The organism is Paraburkholderia acidisoli (genome assembly GCF_009789675.1).
Taxonomy (GTDB): domain Bacteria; phylum Pseudomonadota; class Gammaproteobacteria; order Burkholderiales; family Burkholderiaceae; genus Paraburkholderia; species Paraburkholderia acidisoli.
Genome location: NZ_CP046913.1, coordinates 3,028,144 through 3,044,279, shown reverse-complemented (window position 1 = coordinate 3,044,279; position 16,136 = coordinate 3,028,144). Strand labels below are relative to the sequence as shown.

Genomic DNA, 16,136 nt, shown 5'->3' with positions numbered 1-16,136 from the left:
CGCTTTTTTCATGGCGCCGCCGGTTCGGCGGCGACGCTTACCCGGCCGGCCGCAACCCCGCCGCCACCCGCCCCATTTCGTCGAAACCGCTGTCGAACAGGCGCGCGAAGTAGGGAATCAGGTTCGGCATCATGATCTGGATGAGCACCATGCCCACGAGCATCGTGAGCGCGAAACCGATCTGGAAAATACCGATCTGCGGCGCCGCGCGGTTGAGAATGCCGAGCGACAGATTGGTGATGAGGAGCGCCACCACCACGGGCAGCGAGAGCAGCAGGCCCGAGTTGAGCACCGTCGCGCCCCAGCCCGCGAGCACGCGAAAGCCGTTGGCGCCGAGCACGTTGGCCGAGACGGGCAGCGTCTGGAAGGTGTTCACGAGCGCCGCGATCATCTGCAGATGGCCGTCGAACACGAGGAACGCGAGCATCGCCATCATGTTGAACCACGAGGAGAGCGCGGGCGTGGTGGTATTGGCCTGCGGATCGAAGAAGCTCGCGAAGCCGAGCCCCATGCCGAGGCTCATGAGGTCGCCCGCCGCCGTCACCACCGCGAACACGAGCTGCATCACGAAGCCGAGCGTCACGCCGATCAGGAACTGGTTGACGAGGATCCACACGCCTTCGGCCGAGAACACCGTGGCCTGCGGCATCGCGCCGATAGTCGGCGCGACGATCAGCGTCGTGAAGCCCGCGAGCGCGATCTTCACGCGCGTGGGCACCGAATGGTTGCCCACGATCGGCGCCACGGCCACGAGCGCGAGAATGCGCGCGAACGGCCAGAGAAAGGCCGTGAGCCAGGCGTTCAGTTGCGCGTAGGTGACCGTAAACATCGTGCGTCGGGAGAGGCGCCCGCGGCCGGAAGCGGCCGCCGCGGCGCGTGTCGTGGAGTGGCGTGAGAGCGGGCAGCCGCGCGCCGGCGCGCGGCGCCGGGCGTCAGCTCGCGAGCGCGGGAATGCTCGTGAACATGTTGTGCATGTAGTCGAGCATGGTCGTGAGCATCCACGGCCCGGCGATCACCAGCGTGACCGCGATCGCGATCAGCTTCGGGATGAACGAGAGCGTGGTTTCGTTGATCTGCGTGGCGGCCTGGAACAGGCTCACCGCGAGACCCACGACGAGCGAGACGAGCAGGAGGGGCGCGGCCATCAGCAGCGCGACGTACATCGCCTGATGGCTGAGCGTCATGATGGATTCTGGCGTCATGGCGTTCTCCTTACGTGAAGCTCTGCGCGAGCGAGCCGATCAGCAATTGCCAGCCGTCCACCAGCACGAACAGCATGAGCTTGAACGGCAACGAAATCGTGGAGGGCGAGACCATCATCATACCCATCGACATCAGCACGCTCGCCACCACCATGTCGATGATGAGAAACGGAATGAACACCGTGAAGCCGATCTGGAAGCCCGTCTTCAGCTCGCTCGTGACGAACGAGGGCACGAGCAGCGTGAGCGGCACGTCTTCCGGGCCTTGCATCGGCGCGGCGTGCGAGATGCGCGCGAACAGGGCGAGATCGGACTCGCGGGTCTGGCGCAGCATGAAGGTCTTGAACGGCGCGACGCCGCGCGTGACCGCGTCGTCCATCGAGATCGTGCCCGCCGCGAACGGCTTGTAGGCGTCGTTGTAGGCCTTGTCGAGCACGGGCGACATCACGAACATCGTGAGGAACAGCGCGAGACCGACCAGCACCTGGTTGGGCGGCGTGGTGGTCGTGCCGATCGCCTGGCGCAGCAGCGAGAGCACGATGATGATGCGCGTGAAGCTCGTCATCATCAGCACCATCGCGGGCAGGAACGACAGCATCGTGAGCAGCAGCATCGTCTGCACGCTCAGCGAGTAGGTCGTGCCGCCGTTCGGGCCGGGGCTCGTGTTGAAGGCGGGCAGGCCCGCCGTGGACTGCGCATGCGCGACGTGCGGCAGCGCGAAGGCGAGGGCGCCGGCGCCGAGCATCAGCGCGAACGGCAGTGCCGTGCGCGCCAGTTTCGCGAGGGATTGGGCGCGCGCGAGGCCGTGGCCGTCGGCGTGCGCCGCTTGAAGGGAACTGCCGTGCATTTACCGCGCTCCGCCGTCGTGACGTCCAAAACGTGCGTTGATACGCTTGCCGGCTTCGCTCTTCAGCGCGTCACGGAAGCGCTGTCCGAAGCTGCCCGAAAGGGCGGGCGACGAGGGATTCGTCGCGGCGGCCGAGGCGGGCAGTTCGCCCGCGGGCAGGGTGTGCAGCAGGCGCACGTTGCCGGGCGCGGCGCCCAGCACGAGCCAGGTGTCGCCGATCTCGACCACGGCCACGCGCTCCTTGCCGCCGAGCGAGGCGCCGCCCACCGTCTTCACGAGCGCGTTCTTCGTGCCGCCTTGCAGCCCGAGACGCCGCGCGAGCCACGCGCAGCCGAACACCACGCCGATCACCAGCGCGAGGCCGAGCACCGTCTGCACCAGCGCGCCGAAGCCGAGCGACGGCACGGCGCTACCCGCGATCGCCGCGGTGCTGGCCGAACCGGACGCCGCGTGCGCCGCCTGATTGACCGCCTGGAGGTCGGCGGCCTTCGCGTTCAGCGTGGCGATCACCGCCGCGCCGAACAGCGCGAGGTGCACGGCAAGGCGCCACGAGAATCGCAGCACGCGCGCACTTTGGGACTTCGGTGCGCGAGCGGTGGCGGAGGACGAGACGGGAACGGCCTGGGGTTTCATCGGTTCAGTTTCCGGATGCGCTCGGAGGGCGTGATGATGTCGGTGAGGCGAATGCCGAACTTGTCGTTCACGACCACCACTTCGCCCTGGGCGATGAGGCAGCCGTTCACGAGCACGTCCATCGGCTCGCCCGCGAGACCGTCCAGCTCCACCACCGAACCCTGCGCGAGTTGCAGCAGGTTGCGGATGGCGATCTTGGTGCGGCCGAGTTCGACGGTCATCTGGACGGGAATGTCCAGAATCATGTCGATGTCGTTGCGCGTCGAGTTCGCGTCGACCTTCGAAAGCGGCTGGAACACGGCCGCGGGAGCGGCGGCGGGCGCTTCGTTGCTGTTCTGCTCGGCGAGCGCGGCGGCCCAATCGTCCATCGCGTCGTCCGCTGCGTCCTGACCTGCTTCGAGCACCGGCTCTTCCGCGCTCGTGCCGTTGACGTCACTCATATCCACCTTCCTTCATCGTATCGGCTGCGCTGATCATCTTCTGGACCCGCAACGCGTATTGACCATTGAAAATTCCGTAGCCGCATTCCATCACCGGCACGCCGTCGACCTTGGCGACGATGTGCTCGGCGATATTGATCGGCAGCACGTCGCCCTTCTTCATGTTCAGGATCTGGTCGAACGTGACGGGCATCTGCGCGAGATCGGCCGTGAGTTCGACTTCCGCGGCCTGCACCTGCTGCGAGAGCACGCGCACCCAGCGGCGGTCCACGTCGAGCACTTCGCCCTGGATCGGCGAGGCGAGCACGTCGCGGATCGGTTCGATCATCGAGTACGGCATGCAGATGTGCAGCGTGCCGCCGATCGAGCCGAACTCGATCGAGAACTGCGTGACGATGACGATTTCGTTCGGCGTGGCCACGTTGGCGAACTGCGTGTGCATTTCCGAGCGCACGTATTCGAAATTCAGCGGGCGCACGCTCTTCCACGCCGTCGTGTAGTGCTCGAACACGAGGTTGAGCAGCTTGCTGATGATGCGCTGCTCGGTCTGCGTAAAGTCGCGGCCTTCCACACGCGTGTGGAACCGGCCGTCGCCGCCGAACAGGTTGTCGACCACGAAGAACACGAGGTTCGGGTCGAACACGAACAGCGAGGTGCCGCGCAGCGGCTTCACGTGCACCAGATTCAGGTTGGTCGGAATCGGCAGGTTGCGGGTGAACTCGCTGTACTTCTGCACGCGCACGGGACCGACCGAGATTTCGGCGGTGCGGCGCATGAAGTTGAAGATGCCCACGCGCATCAAACGGGCGAAACGCTCGTTGATGATTTCGAGGCCGGGCATCCGGCCGCGAACGATCCGTTCCTGCGTCGCGATGTTGTAGGGCCGTACACCCTGCTTTTCGGAAGCGCTCGACTCGGAATCGACTTCACCGGTGACGCCCTTGAGGAGGGCATCGACCTCCTCCTGCGACATGAACTCGTCGTGACCCATCGTCATGATGACTGGCCCTCCGAGCGGCGCGCGAGCATGGCTGCAATCGACGCGGTGTGGATCGAGGTGATCATTTCGGCACGCTCACTGCACGACGAATTCGGTGAACAGCACGTCTTCGACATGCGCGGGCTTCTCGCGCGGGTCGGTCGGCTTCGAGATCAGCACGGCGAGTTCCGTGGCGAGCGCGCGCTTGCCGTCGAGCGGCGCGAGATCGGACGGATGCTTGTTCGAGAGCGCGAGCAGCAGGCGGCTGCGGATCTCGGGCATGCGCGCCACGAGTTCTTCCTGGGTCGCCTGGGTGTCGAGCTTGAGCGTGAGGCCAATGCGCAGGAAATGCGATTCGCCGTCGTCCGACTGCAGGTTGACGGTCATCGGCTCGAGCGCGTAATACACGGGCACGGGCGGCGGCGGGGGCGGCGCGTTGGCGGCCGGCGCGCTCGCGGCGTGGCGCGACATGAAGAACCACGTCGCGCCGCCCGCTGCGGCGGCGGCGAGGATCGCGATGAGCGCGATCACGATGATGCGCTTCATCGGTCCGGGTTTCTTCGCGCCCTGGGGCGCGGCTTGCTGGGATGCGGTGGTGGTCGCCATGTCGATCTTGAGCCTGCTTGAGACTGCTTGTGCCTGAATGCTTGCGTGGTTCCGGGGCGCCGGTTCAAAGACCGGTCCGGGCAGCATGAATTGTTGCGGCTTTCGCTCTTGGGCGATGGGAGGAATAGACGGGGGAATTCCGGCTATCTCGTGGCTTTGTGCCGGCGCGGCGGGAACGGCGCTGGCGTCGGCCGGGCGGCGTTTGCGGCGGGCTTGCCCCGCCGCGTGCCGCTGATGTGTCGCTGATGTGGCGCTGATGTACCGCTGATCTGCGGCCTGCGTGTGGCCTATATGCCGCTTATGCGCGGTCTACGTGTCGCGTATGGGCGGCTTGTCACCGGATCGACCGTCGATCAAGCCGCCGGCCGCGCGCGAAATCGGGGCGGCAGCGGTGCCGCGCCGATGCGCAAAGGCGCCGCGAAACCGGGCGGCTTCGCGGCGCGCTTTTATCGTCGACGCGTCGGCAAACCGCCGCCCGGCTCAGGCGAACGTGTCGATCAGCCCGACCTGGCGCGTCGTGGTGGTCGTGGCGGCCACGCTGGCCGTGTCGTCGCCGGCGTCCGACGCGCCGAACACGCTCGACCCCGACCGCGACGAGCCCGAGCGGCCCGAGCCGCCGTCCTGCGCCTGCTGGTTCATCTGGCGCGAAAAGCCGTCGGAGACGCTGGCGCTGCCCAGACCGATGCCGTTCTGCTCCATCGCCTCGCGCAGCTTCGGCAGCGCGGCTTCCACGGCTTCGCGCACGTTCTGGTGCTGCGAGACGAAGAGGGCGTGCGCGTGCGTGTCGGTGACCTGCAGCACGACCTGGAGCGGCCCGAGATCCTTCGGATTGAGCGTGAGTTCCGCCGAAGACTGATGCGCGTTCGAGAGGAACACCACCTTCTGGTTGAACGCGTCTTCCCAGTCGCTGCTGCCGACCTGGGCGGAAATGGCGTTCGACTCGGCCGAGCTGGCGCCCGCGGCCGTCGCGCCGCCCGTGCTCGCGGCCTGCGCCGCCTGGGTTTGCGCGGCGGTGGCCGCTGCCATGGCGGCGGCTTGCGTCGCGGCAAGCGCGTCGGTGGCCGTGGCGGTGCTCGCGGCGCTGGTTTGCGTGCCGGCCGCGGCGGCCTGCTGCTGCGCCGCCGCCGAGAGCGCGTCGCTCGCGGCCTTGGCGGCGTCGGTGGTGGCGCTGGCCGTGGCCGCGTCGAAGGCCTTCTCCTGGCCGTGCTCGCTCAGGTGCGAGGCAAAGCTGCTGGCGATGTTGGTGCCCGCCGAGGCAGCGTCGGCCGAGGTGCTGGCCGCGCCGCCGCCGGTGCCGTTGGCGTTCGCCGTGCCGGTCGCGAGCGCGCCCGCGCCGCCGCCGCGCAGCTTCGAGAGCGCCGCCTGGAACGCCGCGCTCACCGACTTCGGATCGCCCGTGGCGGCCGTGGCGCTCGCGCCGCTGGCGTCGGCGCCGGTCGCGCCCGTGGCCGCCGTCGCGGCCGCGGCGGCCGCCGCCGAGGCGACGCCCGCGAGCGTGCTGTCGCTGCTCGCCTGGGTGCCGGCCTGGCCGCTCGCATCGGTCGAATCGCTGCCGTCGCCCGGCGTTTGCTGCTGGGCTTGCTGCGCCTGTTGAGCCTGCGCCGCCTGGGCCGCCGCCTCGGTCGAGCCCGCGTCCTGCGCCTGCTTTTTCTGCGTGCGCGAAGCGTCGCCGCGATGGTCGGTGCCCGACGCGTGGTGCGCGCCCTGGCTCGAACTCGTGCCGGACGATTGCGCGGCCTGCGAGTCCGACGACGACTGCGTCGAATCGCTGTTCGAGGCCGACGACGACGCCTGGCTCGACTGCGACATCGAACTCGTTTGCGACGTCTGCATCGACTGATTGGCCGTGGCGGTCATGGCCGCCTGCTGGTTTTGCGTGTCGATGCGCTGTTGCAGCGCCTGCGCGAAGTCCTGGCTCGACTGGCTGGCCTGACTCGCGCTGTTGCCCGACACGGCGTCGGTGGCGGCGCCGAGCAGCGAGGAAACGGCGGAAAGGAGCGACATGGGTTACCCCGGAAACGGTGTGTGTAGTTTTATGAATGTTGCTGCGACGAGCGCATGCGCAACGCGCGCGCGGCGAACTCGTCGGAATCGCGCTGGTCGCGGCGCGCCTGCTTGAGCGCCGCGGCTTCTTCCTGGCGCTTTTGCAGCACTTCGTACGAGCCGAGCTTCTGCTTGGTGCGCTGCCATTCGGGCTTGGCGGCTTCCACGCGCTCGGTGGCCTGTTCCAGAATGCGGCGCTGCTGTTCGATCGCCGCGTCGAGCGTGTCGATGAACGCCTGGAAGTTGCGCACGTTGCCGGCGGCCATGCCCGAGCGCGCGGCGGCGGTGAAGCGCGCGTGGTACTCGTCGCGGTAGGTGATGAGCGACTGCAGCTGCTTTTCGACTTCGCCGCGCTCGCGCTGCACGCGGCCGAGCTTTTGCGTGGCCGCGTCGACATCGTCCTTGGCGAGACCGATGAGGGTTTGCAGCGCCGAATGCTGGGTCATGTTCTGGCTCCCTGGCCAATGAGATTGCCGAGCGCTTCGACGCTCGAGTCATAAGTCGCGGATTCGCGAAAGCCTTGTTGCAGGAAGGCTTCGATACGCGGATACAGCGCGATGGCGCGGTCGAGCAGCGCGTCGCGCCCGCTCTGGTACGCGCCCACGTTGATGAGATCGCGGTTGCGCTGGTAGCGCGACAGCATCTGCTTGAACGCCCGCGTGCGGTTGAGGTGCTGATCGTCGATCAGCGCCGTCATCGCGCGGCTGATCGAGGCCTCGATGTCGATGGCCGGATAGTGCCCCGCTTCCGCGAGCGCGCGGGACAGCACGATATGGCCGTCGAGAATCGCGCGCGCCGAGTCGGCGATCGGGTCCTGCTGATCGTCGCCTTCCGTCAATACAGTGTAGAACGCCGTGATCGAACCGCCGCCCTCCGGGCCGTTGCCGGTGCGCTCGACGAGCGCGGGCAGCTTCGCGAACACCGAAGGCGGATAACCCTTGGTCGCGGGCGGTTCGCCGATCGCGAGCGCGATCTCGCGCTGCGCCATGGCGTAACGCGTGAGCGAATCCATCAGCAGCAGCACGTGCTTGCCCTGATCGCGGAAGTATTCGGCGAGCGAGGTCGTGTAGGCGGCGGCCTGCATGCGCAGGAGCGGCGAGACGTCGGCCGGCGCGGCCACGACCACCGAGCGCGCGAGGCCTTCCTGCCCCAGGATCTGCTCGATGAATTCCTTCACTTCGCGGCCGCGTTCGCCGATCAGCCCGATCACGATGACTTCGGCGCTGGTCGCGCGCGCCATCGTGCCGAGCAGCACGGACTTACCCACGCCCGAACCCGCGAACAGGCCCATGCGCTGACCGCGGCCGACCGTGAGCAGCGCGTTGATCGCGCGCACGCCCACGTCGAGCACCTGGTGGATCGGCTCGCGGTTCAGCGGGTTGATGACGGGAGCGGTGAGCGGCGCGTCGGCTTCGTTGTTGAGCGGGCCCAAGCCGTCGAGCGGCCTGCCCGAGGCGTCCACCACGCGGCCGAGCATGCCCCAGCCCACCGGCAGGCGCTTGGCGCCCGCCATCGGATTGTCGACGGGCGCGGCTTCGATCGGCCAGACGCGCGCGCCGGGCAACAGGCCCGAGACTTCGGTCGTCGGCATCAGGAACAGCTTGTCGCCGGCGAAACCGACCACTTCGGCTTCGGCCATCGGCAGCGAACTGCCCGGCGGCAGCTCGATCATGACTTCGGCGCCCACGGCGAGGCGCAGGCCCACCGCTTCGAGCACGAGGCCCGCGGCGCGCGTGAGGCGGCCGCAGCTGCGCAGCGGCTTCGCGCGCGCGCTCACGTCGAGCACCTTGCGCAGACGCGAGTTCCACGCGACGAGGTACGGATTGTTCGGGTCGTAATTGGCCGGCGGCGTGTACGGCGCGGGCGCTTCTTCCTGCACGGCGGGCGCGGCGGGCACGGCTTCGGCCGGGGCTTTGGCCAGCGTTTCGGCCGGGGCTGCGGGCGCGGCGGGCGTTTCGTGCGCGTCCAGCGCGGGCGGCAGGTCGAGCGCGGCGGGCGGCGCGCTCAGCGCGGCGGCGTCGTGCGTGGGCGGCAGCGCGAGCGCTTCGTGCGGATGATGCGGCACGCCGTCGTCGCCAACCAGCACGGCGCCCGCATGGGCCGGATCGTGCCCGAACGAGGCGAGCGCGAGTTCCTGCTCGAGCGGCGTGAGGCCGCCCGTGTGAATGGTGGTGTGGTGCTGGCTTACCATGGCCGTGCCTTGCCGAGCGCGGCCGCCACGCGCTCCCAGCGCGTGCGGATGCTGGCATCCGTTTCGCCCGTCGCGGCGAGCGCGCGGCAGCCGCCGCGTTCGAGCTGCGGGTCGGCGCGCACGGTCCAGCCGCGCGTGCTCAATTCTTCCATCAGGTACGCCTCGACCACGGGCAGGTCGGCCGGGCTCACCACGAGTTGCGGCGAACCGATCAACTGCGGCTCGCCCGCGAGCACTTCACGCACCACGGCCACGAGCGCCGTGGGATCGTGCTGCACGTACTGGCGCACGACCTGCTGGGCGATATCGAGCGCCAGTTCCACGAGCTGGTCGGCAATGCCGGCCTGCGCCGTTTCGAGCGCGTCGCTGAAACGGCTCGCGAGCTGGCCGAGCAAACGCGCCTGACCGTGCGCTTCGTTCAGACCCTGCACGAAGCCCTGCTGGCGGCCCTGATCGTGACCGGCCTGATAGCCGAGCGCCTGACCGGCCACGTGGCCGGCGCGCAAGCCTTCCTGGTGCGCGGCGTCGCGCAGCTGCTGGAGCTGCGTTTCGAAGGCGGCGGACTCGTCGGGCGTGGGCGGCGGCGGCGGCGGGGGAGGCGGGTCGAACGACGCCATCTCCCAGCGCTGGTAGGCCGCACGCAGCGCGTTGCTGTCGTGTTCAGACATATGCATCTTCTGCCTTGCCGCCTAGCACGATCTGACCGCTTTCGGCGAGATTGCGCACGATCTGGAGGATGCGGCGCTGTTGCTGTTCCACTTCCGAGACACGCACCGGACCGCGCGCGTCGAGGTCTTCGGCGAGCAGTTCGGCGGCGCGCTGCGACATGTTCGCGAGGAACTTGGTACGCAGCGCGGGCGGCGCGCCCTTGAGCGAAATGATGAGCGCTTCCGACTCCACTTCCTTGAGCAGCAGCTGGATCGCGCGGTCTTCGAGGTCGAGCAGGTTCTCGAACACGAACATCTGGTCGATGATCTTCTGCGCGAGTTCGGCGTCGTACTGGCGCACGTTCTCGATCACGCCTTCTTCATGCTGGCTCGTCATGAAGTTGAGGATTTCGGCCGCCGTGCGGATGCCGCCCATCGGGCTGCGCTTGAGGTTGTCGCTACCCGAGAGCAGGCCCGCGAGCACTTCGTCGAGCTCGCGCAGCGCCTGCGGCTGAATGCCGTCGAGCGTCGCGATCCGCAGCAGCACGTCGTTGCGCAGGCGTTCCGTGAAGCACGACGAGATTTCCGAAGCCTGATCGCGGTCCAGATGCACGAGGATCGTCGCGATGATCTGCGGGTGCTCGTTCTTGATGAGTTCCGCGACCGAGCCCGAGTCCATCCACTTGAGGCCTTCGATGCCGCTCGTGTCGCCGCCTTGCAGAATGCGGTCGATGATCACGCCGGCCTTGTCCTCGCCCAGCGCCTTCGTCAGCACGTTGCGGATGTAGTCGTTCGAGTCGAGCGAGAACGCCGTGTGCTGCTCGGACTCCTTCACGAACTCCTGCAGCACCTCGTCGATTTCCTCGCGCTTGACGTTCTTGAGCGCCGCCATCGCGGCCCCAATTTTCTGCACTTCGCGCGGCCCGAGGAACTTGAAGACCTCGGAGGCCTCTTCCTCGCCGATCGACATGAGCAGCAGCGCGCTCTTGGTTGCTCCTTCAGCGCTCATCGTTCACCCAGCTCTTCACAACGGTTGCGACGATCTTCGGATCCTGGCGCGCGATGGTGCGCGCGAACTCCAGGTTGCGATCAAACTTGCTCTTCTCGTTTTCGAGGGCCAGCAGCGCTTCGTCGCTTTGCGCCGCGTCACCCTCTGCACCGCCGCCCATGCGGGTGACGTTCGACAAACCGTCCAGCAGCAGTGGTTCGTCGCCCGCCGCGCCCGGCAGCGCGGCGGCGGCCGGAGCGGCGGGAAGGCGCGGCGCATGGCCGGCCGCACCATCATGAAATACAGAACCAGCGCCACGATGCCGATACCGATCCACTGCGCCGCCTGTTTCGCGAGCGCGATCATGTCGGGCGTGCGCCACCACGGCAGGTTCGCGTTCGGATCGACGTCCTGCTGGAACGCGGCGTTCACCACGTTCACCGAGTCGCCGCGCTTGGCGTCGTAACCCATCGCGTCCTTCACGAGCTGTTCGACCTGCGCGAGCTTCTGCGCGTCGAGCGGCTGCATTGTGGCGTGACCCTTCGCGTCCACCTTCTGCTGATAGTTCACGACCACGGCCACCGAGAGCCGCTTCAGGTCGCCGGGCGCCTGCTGGTAGTGACGGACGGTCTTGTCCAGTTCGTAGTTCGTGGTCGTGTCGCGGTGATCCGAGACCGGCGTGGTCGCCGACGCGCCGCTCGCGCCCGCCGGGGCGCTCACCGGCGCCGAGGCCGGCTGCGGCGGCTGGTTCGTGAGCGCGCCCGGCACGCCGCCCTGGCTCGACTGCTGCGAGTCCGTGGCGATGTTCTGCTGCTGGCTGCGAATCGCGGCCTGCTGCGGGTTGCCGTTCGGGCCATAGGCTTCCGAGGTCTGCTCGAGCTTCGAGAAGTCGAGGTCGGCGCTCACCTGCGAGCGGGCGTTGCCGGCGCCGAACAGCGGCGCGAGGATCGCGTCGATGCGCGCCTGGGTGTCGTGTTCGACCTGATGCACGTACTTGAGCTGCGAGGCGTCGAGGCCCGCCGAGCCGGCCGCGCCCTGCGTGAGCAGATTGCCGTCCTGGTCGACCACCGTGACGTTGCGCACGGGCAGATCCGGCACGGCGGAGGCGACCATGTGCGTGATCGCGGCCACCTGGCCGTCGTCGAGCGCGCGGCCCGAATACAGGTTCACGAGCACCGAAGCCGTGGGCGCCTCGCGCTCGCGCACGAACACCGAGGGCTTCGGAATCGCCAGATGCACGCGCGACGACTTCACGCTCGCGATCGACTGGATCGTTTGCTCCAGCTCGCCTTCGAGCGCGCGCTGGTAGTTGACCTGCTCGGCGAACTGGCTGATGCCGAACTTCTGGTTGTCCATCAGCTCGAAGCCGACCGAACCGCTCTTCGGCAGGCCTTGCGAGGCGAGGCGCAGGCGCATTTCGTTGACCTGCTCGGACGGCACGAGAATCGCGCCGCCGCCGTCGGAGAGCTTGTAGGGAACGTTTGCGGCCTGGAGCGCGGTAATGATCGCGCCGCCGTCGCGGTCCGAGAGGTTGCTGTAGAGCACCTTGTAGTCCGGCGCGCGCGACCACATGACGAGGCCCGCGACCACGGCGATCAGCACGGCGACGGCGATGATGAGCGGCGCGCGCGGGTTGCCGCGCACGCCGCGCAGCGACGAGAACGAGCCGAGGCGCTGCGCGAAGCCGCCGCCGAGGTCTTCCGCGGCGCCAGACTGGCCGGCGCCAGCGCCCGCACCGGGCGCGCCCGGTGTGGCGAGGCCCATGCGGGCGTCGGGGTTGATCAAAGAGTTGGCAGACGAATCCATGCGACGGGTATCTCCGGGGGCATTCCTGATCTCACCGCGCCAGGCGGGGAGACTTTCACGAGATGGATTATCCGAGAGCCTTGGCAACCCGATTGCGCGAATAGAGCGGTTTTCCCCCCCTTCTTTGCGGGCTCCGGCCGCAGGGCCGCTGCTATGCTTTCCTCCAGACTCGGTGCTGTGCCGTCAAGCGGCGGCAACCCCGGGTTGGCCGGGCGCCGCCACGCAGCACCAGCGCGGGCGCCGACGGCCTGATTCATCCCCTTTTCGTGGAGCCAACATGACCGTTCCAGTATCTCCGCTCACGTCCGCCCTGTCCCAGATCCAGTCGATGGCGACGCAGGCGGCCGGCAGCCCCACCGCAGCCGACGAAAAGTCGGGCGCGGCGACGGCGGGCGGGTTCGCGGCGGCGTTGAAGTCGTCGCTCGACAAGATCAGCGACGACCAGCAGAAGGCAGTCGGCGAATCCCAGGCGTTCGAACTCGGCGCGAGCAACGTGTCGCTCAACGACGTGATGGTCGACATGCAAAAAGCCAATATCGGCTTTCAGTTCGGACTGCAGGTTCGCAACAAGCTCGTGGCGGCTTATACGGACATCATGCAGATTCAGGTCTGAAGATTTGCAGCGCTTCGTCCGCAAACGCGCTAAAGCTTCTCCCACAACGTTCCGATAACCCGGCTAGACCCGGATGATGCCGCGCCCGATGCACGGCGCACGGTTTCGCATCCATAGCCATTCGTATCGAGGAGGAGCGCCGATGTTTTCCCAAGCCCAATTTGGAGCCAACGCATACGCACGCGTAGGCGTCGAAACCGGGATTATGGGCGCGAGTCCGCATCAACTGATCGTGCTGCTGTATCAGGGCGCGCGGCAGGCGATCGCACAGGCGCGCATGCATTTGCAGGCGGGCAATGTCGGCCCGCGCTGCGAAGCGGTCGGCAAGGCGATCCGGATCGTCGAAAGCGGGCTGCAGCTCGCGTTGAACGTCGAAGCGGGCGGCGAAATCGCAAAACGGCTGAATTCGCTGTACAGCTACATGACGAAGCGCCTGCTGGAAGCCAATATCAATCAGAGCGAGACCATGCTGATCGAAGTCGATGGACTGCTGGCAACGCTCGAGGAAGCCTGGTTGGGGATAGCGCCGGAAGCGGCGCGGATGATGGCCGAACGGGCCTCCGCGCCCGCCGGCTCGGTGACGAGATGAGTTCAAAAGCAGACTACTTCGCCCGCTATGAAGCGATAGCGGCCGTTTCGGGGCAAATGCTCCTCGCGGCGCAAGATTCGCACTGGAATGTTCTGATCGATCTGCAGGAGGAATACCGCCTGCTGGTCGACGCCCTGAAGAGTTTCGAGACCGCCGTGCGGCTCACGACCGCCGAGCGCGCGCGCAAATACGAGTTGATCCGCCAGATCCTCGCCGACGACGCCGCGATCCGCGATCTCGCGAATCCGTGCATGGCGCGACTTTCCGCGCTCTTCTACGGCGCCACGCAGCCCTCGCGGGTGCTGCAGGAGATGTACGGGGCACGCTGAGCCTTCGGGCCGGATTTGCGCCGGCTTCGAACCGGGTTTGATCCGGGCTTCGAGCTGGGTTTGACCCGGTTTGACCCGGTTTTCGGTCCCGGATGGTTGGCGCGAGTTTTTTGCCGTGACATTCCGCGGCGGCGCTTCCCGGCAACTTCGCGGGGGCATTCGCCGCGAGTTTCCCGCGAATTTTGCCGATCCAGGGCGGGCGCGTGCGAGTCCCGCGTGCTTGCGGCGAATACCGTGAGCGGCCGCACCAGGCGCCAGGCGAGGCGACAGCACAGACGACGAACCGGCGGCGGCCCACCGCGCGCCGATCCGGGACACCCCATGAACGGAATCGATACCGGAGCCGCATCGCTCCTCGCGAGCCGCATCGCGGCGCTCACGCCGGTCGGCCCGCAAGAGGCCGGCGGCACGACGCAGTCCGGCGTTTCCGCGCTGGCCACGGGCGCGACCGCGCTCGCCGACACCCAGCAGAACGCCGGCGCCACGCCGCAGGACTCGGCGCAGACCGTGCTTTCGGCGGTCGCGCTCGCGCTCGACGCGATCATCCGCTCGGGCGGCGAGGCCACTCCGGCCGTGATGGGCCGCGCGCCCGTGTGGGCCAATCCGGATTCCAGCGCCGATCCCAACGCCGCCCAGGCCGACGCCGCCACGCTGCCGCTGCCCGGCATGCTCGCGGCCGAAGTTGCCCAGACCGCCGAAGCGGCGCAGGCGGCCTTGCTCGCCGCGCTCGACGGCGACGCCAACGCGGCTACCCAAACTGACGCCGCCGACCCCACGCAAACGACCCAGACCGCGCAGAACGCCCAGGGCGCGGCCGCCGCGCAGGCGCAATCCGGCCCCGTCGCGGCGCTCGCGGCCTCGCTCGCGCAGACCGTGAGCACGAGCGGCCTGTTCTACGAAGCGCATCTCGCGCAATGGCTGCGCGGCCAGTACTCGCTCGCCCAGCTCGCCGAGGAGCCGCAGAACCGCCTCGCCTCCGGCGACACGCAGTTGCCGCTCGACTGGTCGCAGTCCGCCGACGATGTCGACGACGTGCAGTGGATCGACACGTTTTCGAGCGCGCACAGCGACGCGCAAGCCGCCTCCCGCAACGACGCCAACGCCGCCGCGCGCAATCTGCCGCTGCCGGGCGACGCGCGCACCGACGCGAACGGCAACCCGCTGCTGGGCTCGCGCGACACGCCGGGCCGCGCCTCGCTGCTCGCCGACACGCTGATGCCCGCGCACGACGGCGCCGCGCAGGCCGGTAACGCCGCGGTGCACGCGGCCACCGTGCCGCTCGTGCGCCAGCAGCTCGACATGCTCGCGACCGGCGAATTCCGCTGGAACGGCGAGGCGTGGCCGGGCGTGCGGCTCGACTGGAGCATCCAGGAAGATCGCTACGAAGGACGCGACGGGCGCGACGGCCGCCCCGGCGGCGACGACCCGACGCCGTGGCGCACGCGCCTCACGCTCGCGCTGCCGAAGCTCGGCACCGTCGACGCCGAACTGACGCTCACGGGCTCGACGCTCGCCGTGCGCGTGCAGGCGAGCGAAGGCCGCGCCGCGCGCCTCAACGAACACAGCGAAGCGCTGCGCGGGCGGCTCGAAGCGCTCGGCCTGACGCTCGCGGGCTTTTCGATCCGCGAAGTGGGCAGCGCCGCCGACCCGCTCAATGCCGCCGACGCCGCCAAAGCCGCGAGCGCGACCAGCGCCTATGCGGCACAAACGGCGGCACAAACGGCGACGCACGCAGCCACACCGACAGCCACACAAACGGCGACATCGGCCGAAGCGTCTTCCGCCGAAGCCACGGCCGCCGCCACCGACGACTGGGAGCGCGGATGAGTCCCCCGAACCGCAGGAGCGCCGCGGCGCTCGCCTATGACGCGCCCGGCGGCGACGCCGCGCCGCGCGTGGTCGCGAAAGGTTATGGCCTCGTCGCGGACATGATCGTGCAGCGCGCGAAGGAAGCGGGCCTTTATGTGCACGAGGCGCCGGAAATGGTCTCGCTGCTGATGCGCCTCGATCTCGACGCGAAGATCCCGCCCGAGCTGTACCAGGCCGTGGCGGAACTGCTCGCCTGGCTGCATCGCCTCGAAGCGCTCGACGACAAGAAAGCCGCCGATGCCGCCAAGGCCGCCGCGCCCCATGCCGGCGCGAAGGTCGCGGGCAGCTATCCGCGCGACATCCGCGAATTGCGCTTCGCGCGTCCGGCGCTGCCGGGCGCGACGAAGAAATAGC

At 68.3% G+C, this 16,136-nt stretch carries 17 protein-coding genes and 1 pseudogene; 5 read left to right on the top strand and 13 right to left on the bottom strand.

Annotated elements, in window-relative coordinates:
• Positions 1-37: 37 nt before the first annotated feature.
• From fliR to fliF, 13 genes and pseudogenes are all read right to left on the bottom strand, one after another.
• Positions 38-829, bottom strand: a complete 792-nt coding sequence (gene fliR / locus FAZ98_RS13510) for a flagellar biosynthetic protein FliR (RefSeq protein WP_158951666.1) — start codon at positions 827-829, stop codon at positions 38-40.
• 103 nt (positions 830-932) lie between these two features.
• Positions 933-1,202: a flagellar biosynthesis protein FliQ gene (gene fliQ, locus FAZ98_RS13505; RefSeq protein ID WP_158951665.1), complete on the bottom strand. Its 270-nt coding sequence runs from the start codon at positions 1,200-1,202 to the stop codon at positions 933-935.
• A 10-nt stretch (positions 1,203-1,212) separates the two neighbouring features.
• On the bottom strand, positions 1,213-1,947 hold the full coding sequence (gene fliP, locus FAZ98_RS13500; protein WP_233272719.1) for a flagellar type III secretion system pore protein FliP: 735 nt from the start codon (positions 1,945-1,947) through the stop codon (positions 1,213-1,215).
• 102 nt (positions 1,948-2,049) lie between these two features.
• Positions 2,050-2,682, bottom strand: coding sequence for a flagellar biosynthetic protein FliO (gene fliO / locus FAZ98_RS13495; RefSeq protein ID WP_158951663.1), 633 nt, complete (start codon positions 2,680-2,682; stop codon positions 2,050-2,052).
• A complete protein-coding gene (gene fliN / locus FAZ98_RS13490) occupies positions 2,679-3,122 on the bottom strand; it encodes a flagellar motor switch protein FliN (RefSeq protein ID WP_158951662.1) in 444 nt (147 codons plus the stop codon). Before fliN ends, fliO begins: the two co-directional genes overlap by 4 nt.
• Complete coding sequence (gene fliM / locus FAZ98_RS13485; RefSeq protein ID WP_158951984.1) at positions 3,115-4,113, bottom strand: flagellar motor switch protein FliM; 999 nt, start codon at positions 4,111-4,113, stop codon at positions 3,115-3,117. Before fliM ends, fliN begins: the two co-directional genes overlap by 8 nt.
• A gap of 84 nt (positions 4,114-4,197) precedes the next feature.
• Entirely contained in the window at positions 4,198-4,707 is a 510-nt protein-coding gene (gene fliL, locus FAZ98_RS13480; protein ID WP_158951661.1) for a flagellar basal body-associated protein FliL, read from the bottom strand.
• 480 nt (positions 4,708-5,187) lie between these two features.
• A complete protein-coding gene (locus tag FAZ98_RS13475; protein WP_158951660.1) occupies positions 5,188-6,711 on the bottom strand; it encodes a flagellar hook-length control protein FliK in 1,524 nt (507 codons plus the stop codon).
• Between the two features lie 29 nt (positions 6,712-6,740).
• Positions 6,741-7,196, bottom strand: a complete 456-nt coding sequence (gene fliJ, locus FAZ98_RS13470) for a flagellar export protein FliJ (protein ID WP_158951659.1) — start codon at positions 7,194-7,196, stop codon at positions 6,741-6,743.
• Positions 7,193-8,941, bottom strand: a complete 1,749-nt coding sequence (gene fliI, locus FAZ98_RS13465; RefSeq protein WP_158951658.1) for a flagellar protein export ATPase FliI — start codon at positions 8,939-8,941, stop codon at positions 7,193-7,195. The genes fliJ and fliI overlap by 4 nt, the downstream gene beginning before the upstream one ends.
• A complete protein-coding gene (gene fliH / locus FAZ98_RS13460) occupies positions 8,935-9,615 on the bottom strand; it encodes a flagellar assembly protein FliH (protein WP_407672011.1) in 681 nt (226 codons plus the stop codon). Before fliH ends, fliI begins: the two co-directional genes overlap by 7 nt.
• Positions 9,602-10,597 carry a flagellar motor switch protein FliG gene (gene fliG / locus FAZ98_RS13455; protein ID WP_158951656.1) on the bottom strand — a complete coding sequence of 332 codons (996 nt, stop codon included), beginning with the start codon at positions 10,595-10,597 and terminating at the stop codon, positions 9,602-9,604. Before fliG ends, fliH begins: the two co-directional genes overlap by 14 nt.
• Positions 10,587-12,382 (bottom strand): annotated as a pseudogene (gene fliF / locus FAZ98_RS13450) (flagellar basal-body MS-ring/collar protein FliF). Before fliF ends, fliG begins: the two are co-directional and overlap by 11 nt.
• A 277-nt stretch (positions 12,383-12,659) precedes the next feature.
• Between fliF and fliE the strand changes: the two are divergent.
• From fliE to FAZ98_RS13425, 5 genes are all read left to right on the top strand, one after another.
• The gene (gene fliE, locus FAZ98_RS13445; RefSeq protein ID WP_158951655.1) at positions 12,660-12,995 is read left to right on the top strand and encodes a flagellar hook-basal body complex protein FliE; all 336 of its coding nucleotides are present in this window, start codon (positions 12,660-12,662) and stop codon (positions 12,993-12,995) included.
• 142 nt (positions 12,996-13,137) lie between these two features.
• Positions 13,138-13,584: a flagellar export chaperone FliS gene (gene fliS, locus FAZ98_RS13440; RefSeq protein ID WP_158951654.1), complete on the top strand. Its 447-nt coding sequence runs from the start codon at positions 13,138-13,140 to the stop codon at positions 13,582-13,584.
• Entirely contained in the window at positions 13,581-13,913 is a 333-nt protein-coding gene (locus FAZ98_RS13435) for a flagellar protein FliT (RefSeq protein ID WP_158951653.1), read from the top strand. The genes fliS and FAZ98_RS13435 overlap by 4 nt, the downstream gene beginning before the upstream one ends.
• Before the next feature lie 321 nt (positions 13,914-14,234).
• A complete protein-coding gene (fliK, locus tag FAZ98_RS13430) occupies positions 14,235-15,740 on the top strand; it encodes a flagellar hook-length control protein FliK (protein WP_158951652.1) in 1,506 nt (501 codons plus the stop codon).
• The gene (locus tag FAZ98_RS13425) at positions 15,737-16,135 is read left to right on the top strand and encodes an EscU/YscU/HrcU family type III secretion system export apparatus switch protein (RefSeq protein WP_158951651.1); all 399 of its coding nucleotides are present in this window, start codon (positions 15,737-15,739) and stop codon (positions 16,133-16,135) included. The genes fliK and FAZ98_RS13425 overlap by 4 nt, the downstream gene beginning before the upstream one ends.
• The last annotated feature ends 1 nt before the right edge of the window (position 16,136 follow it).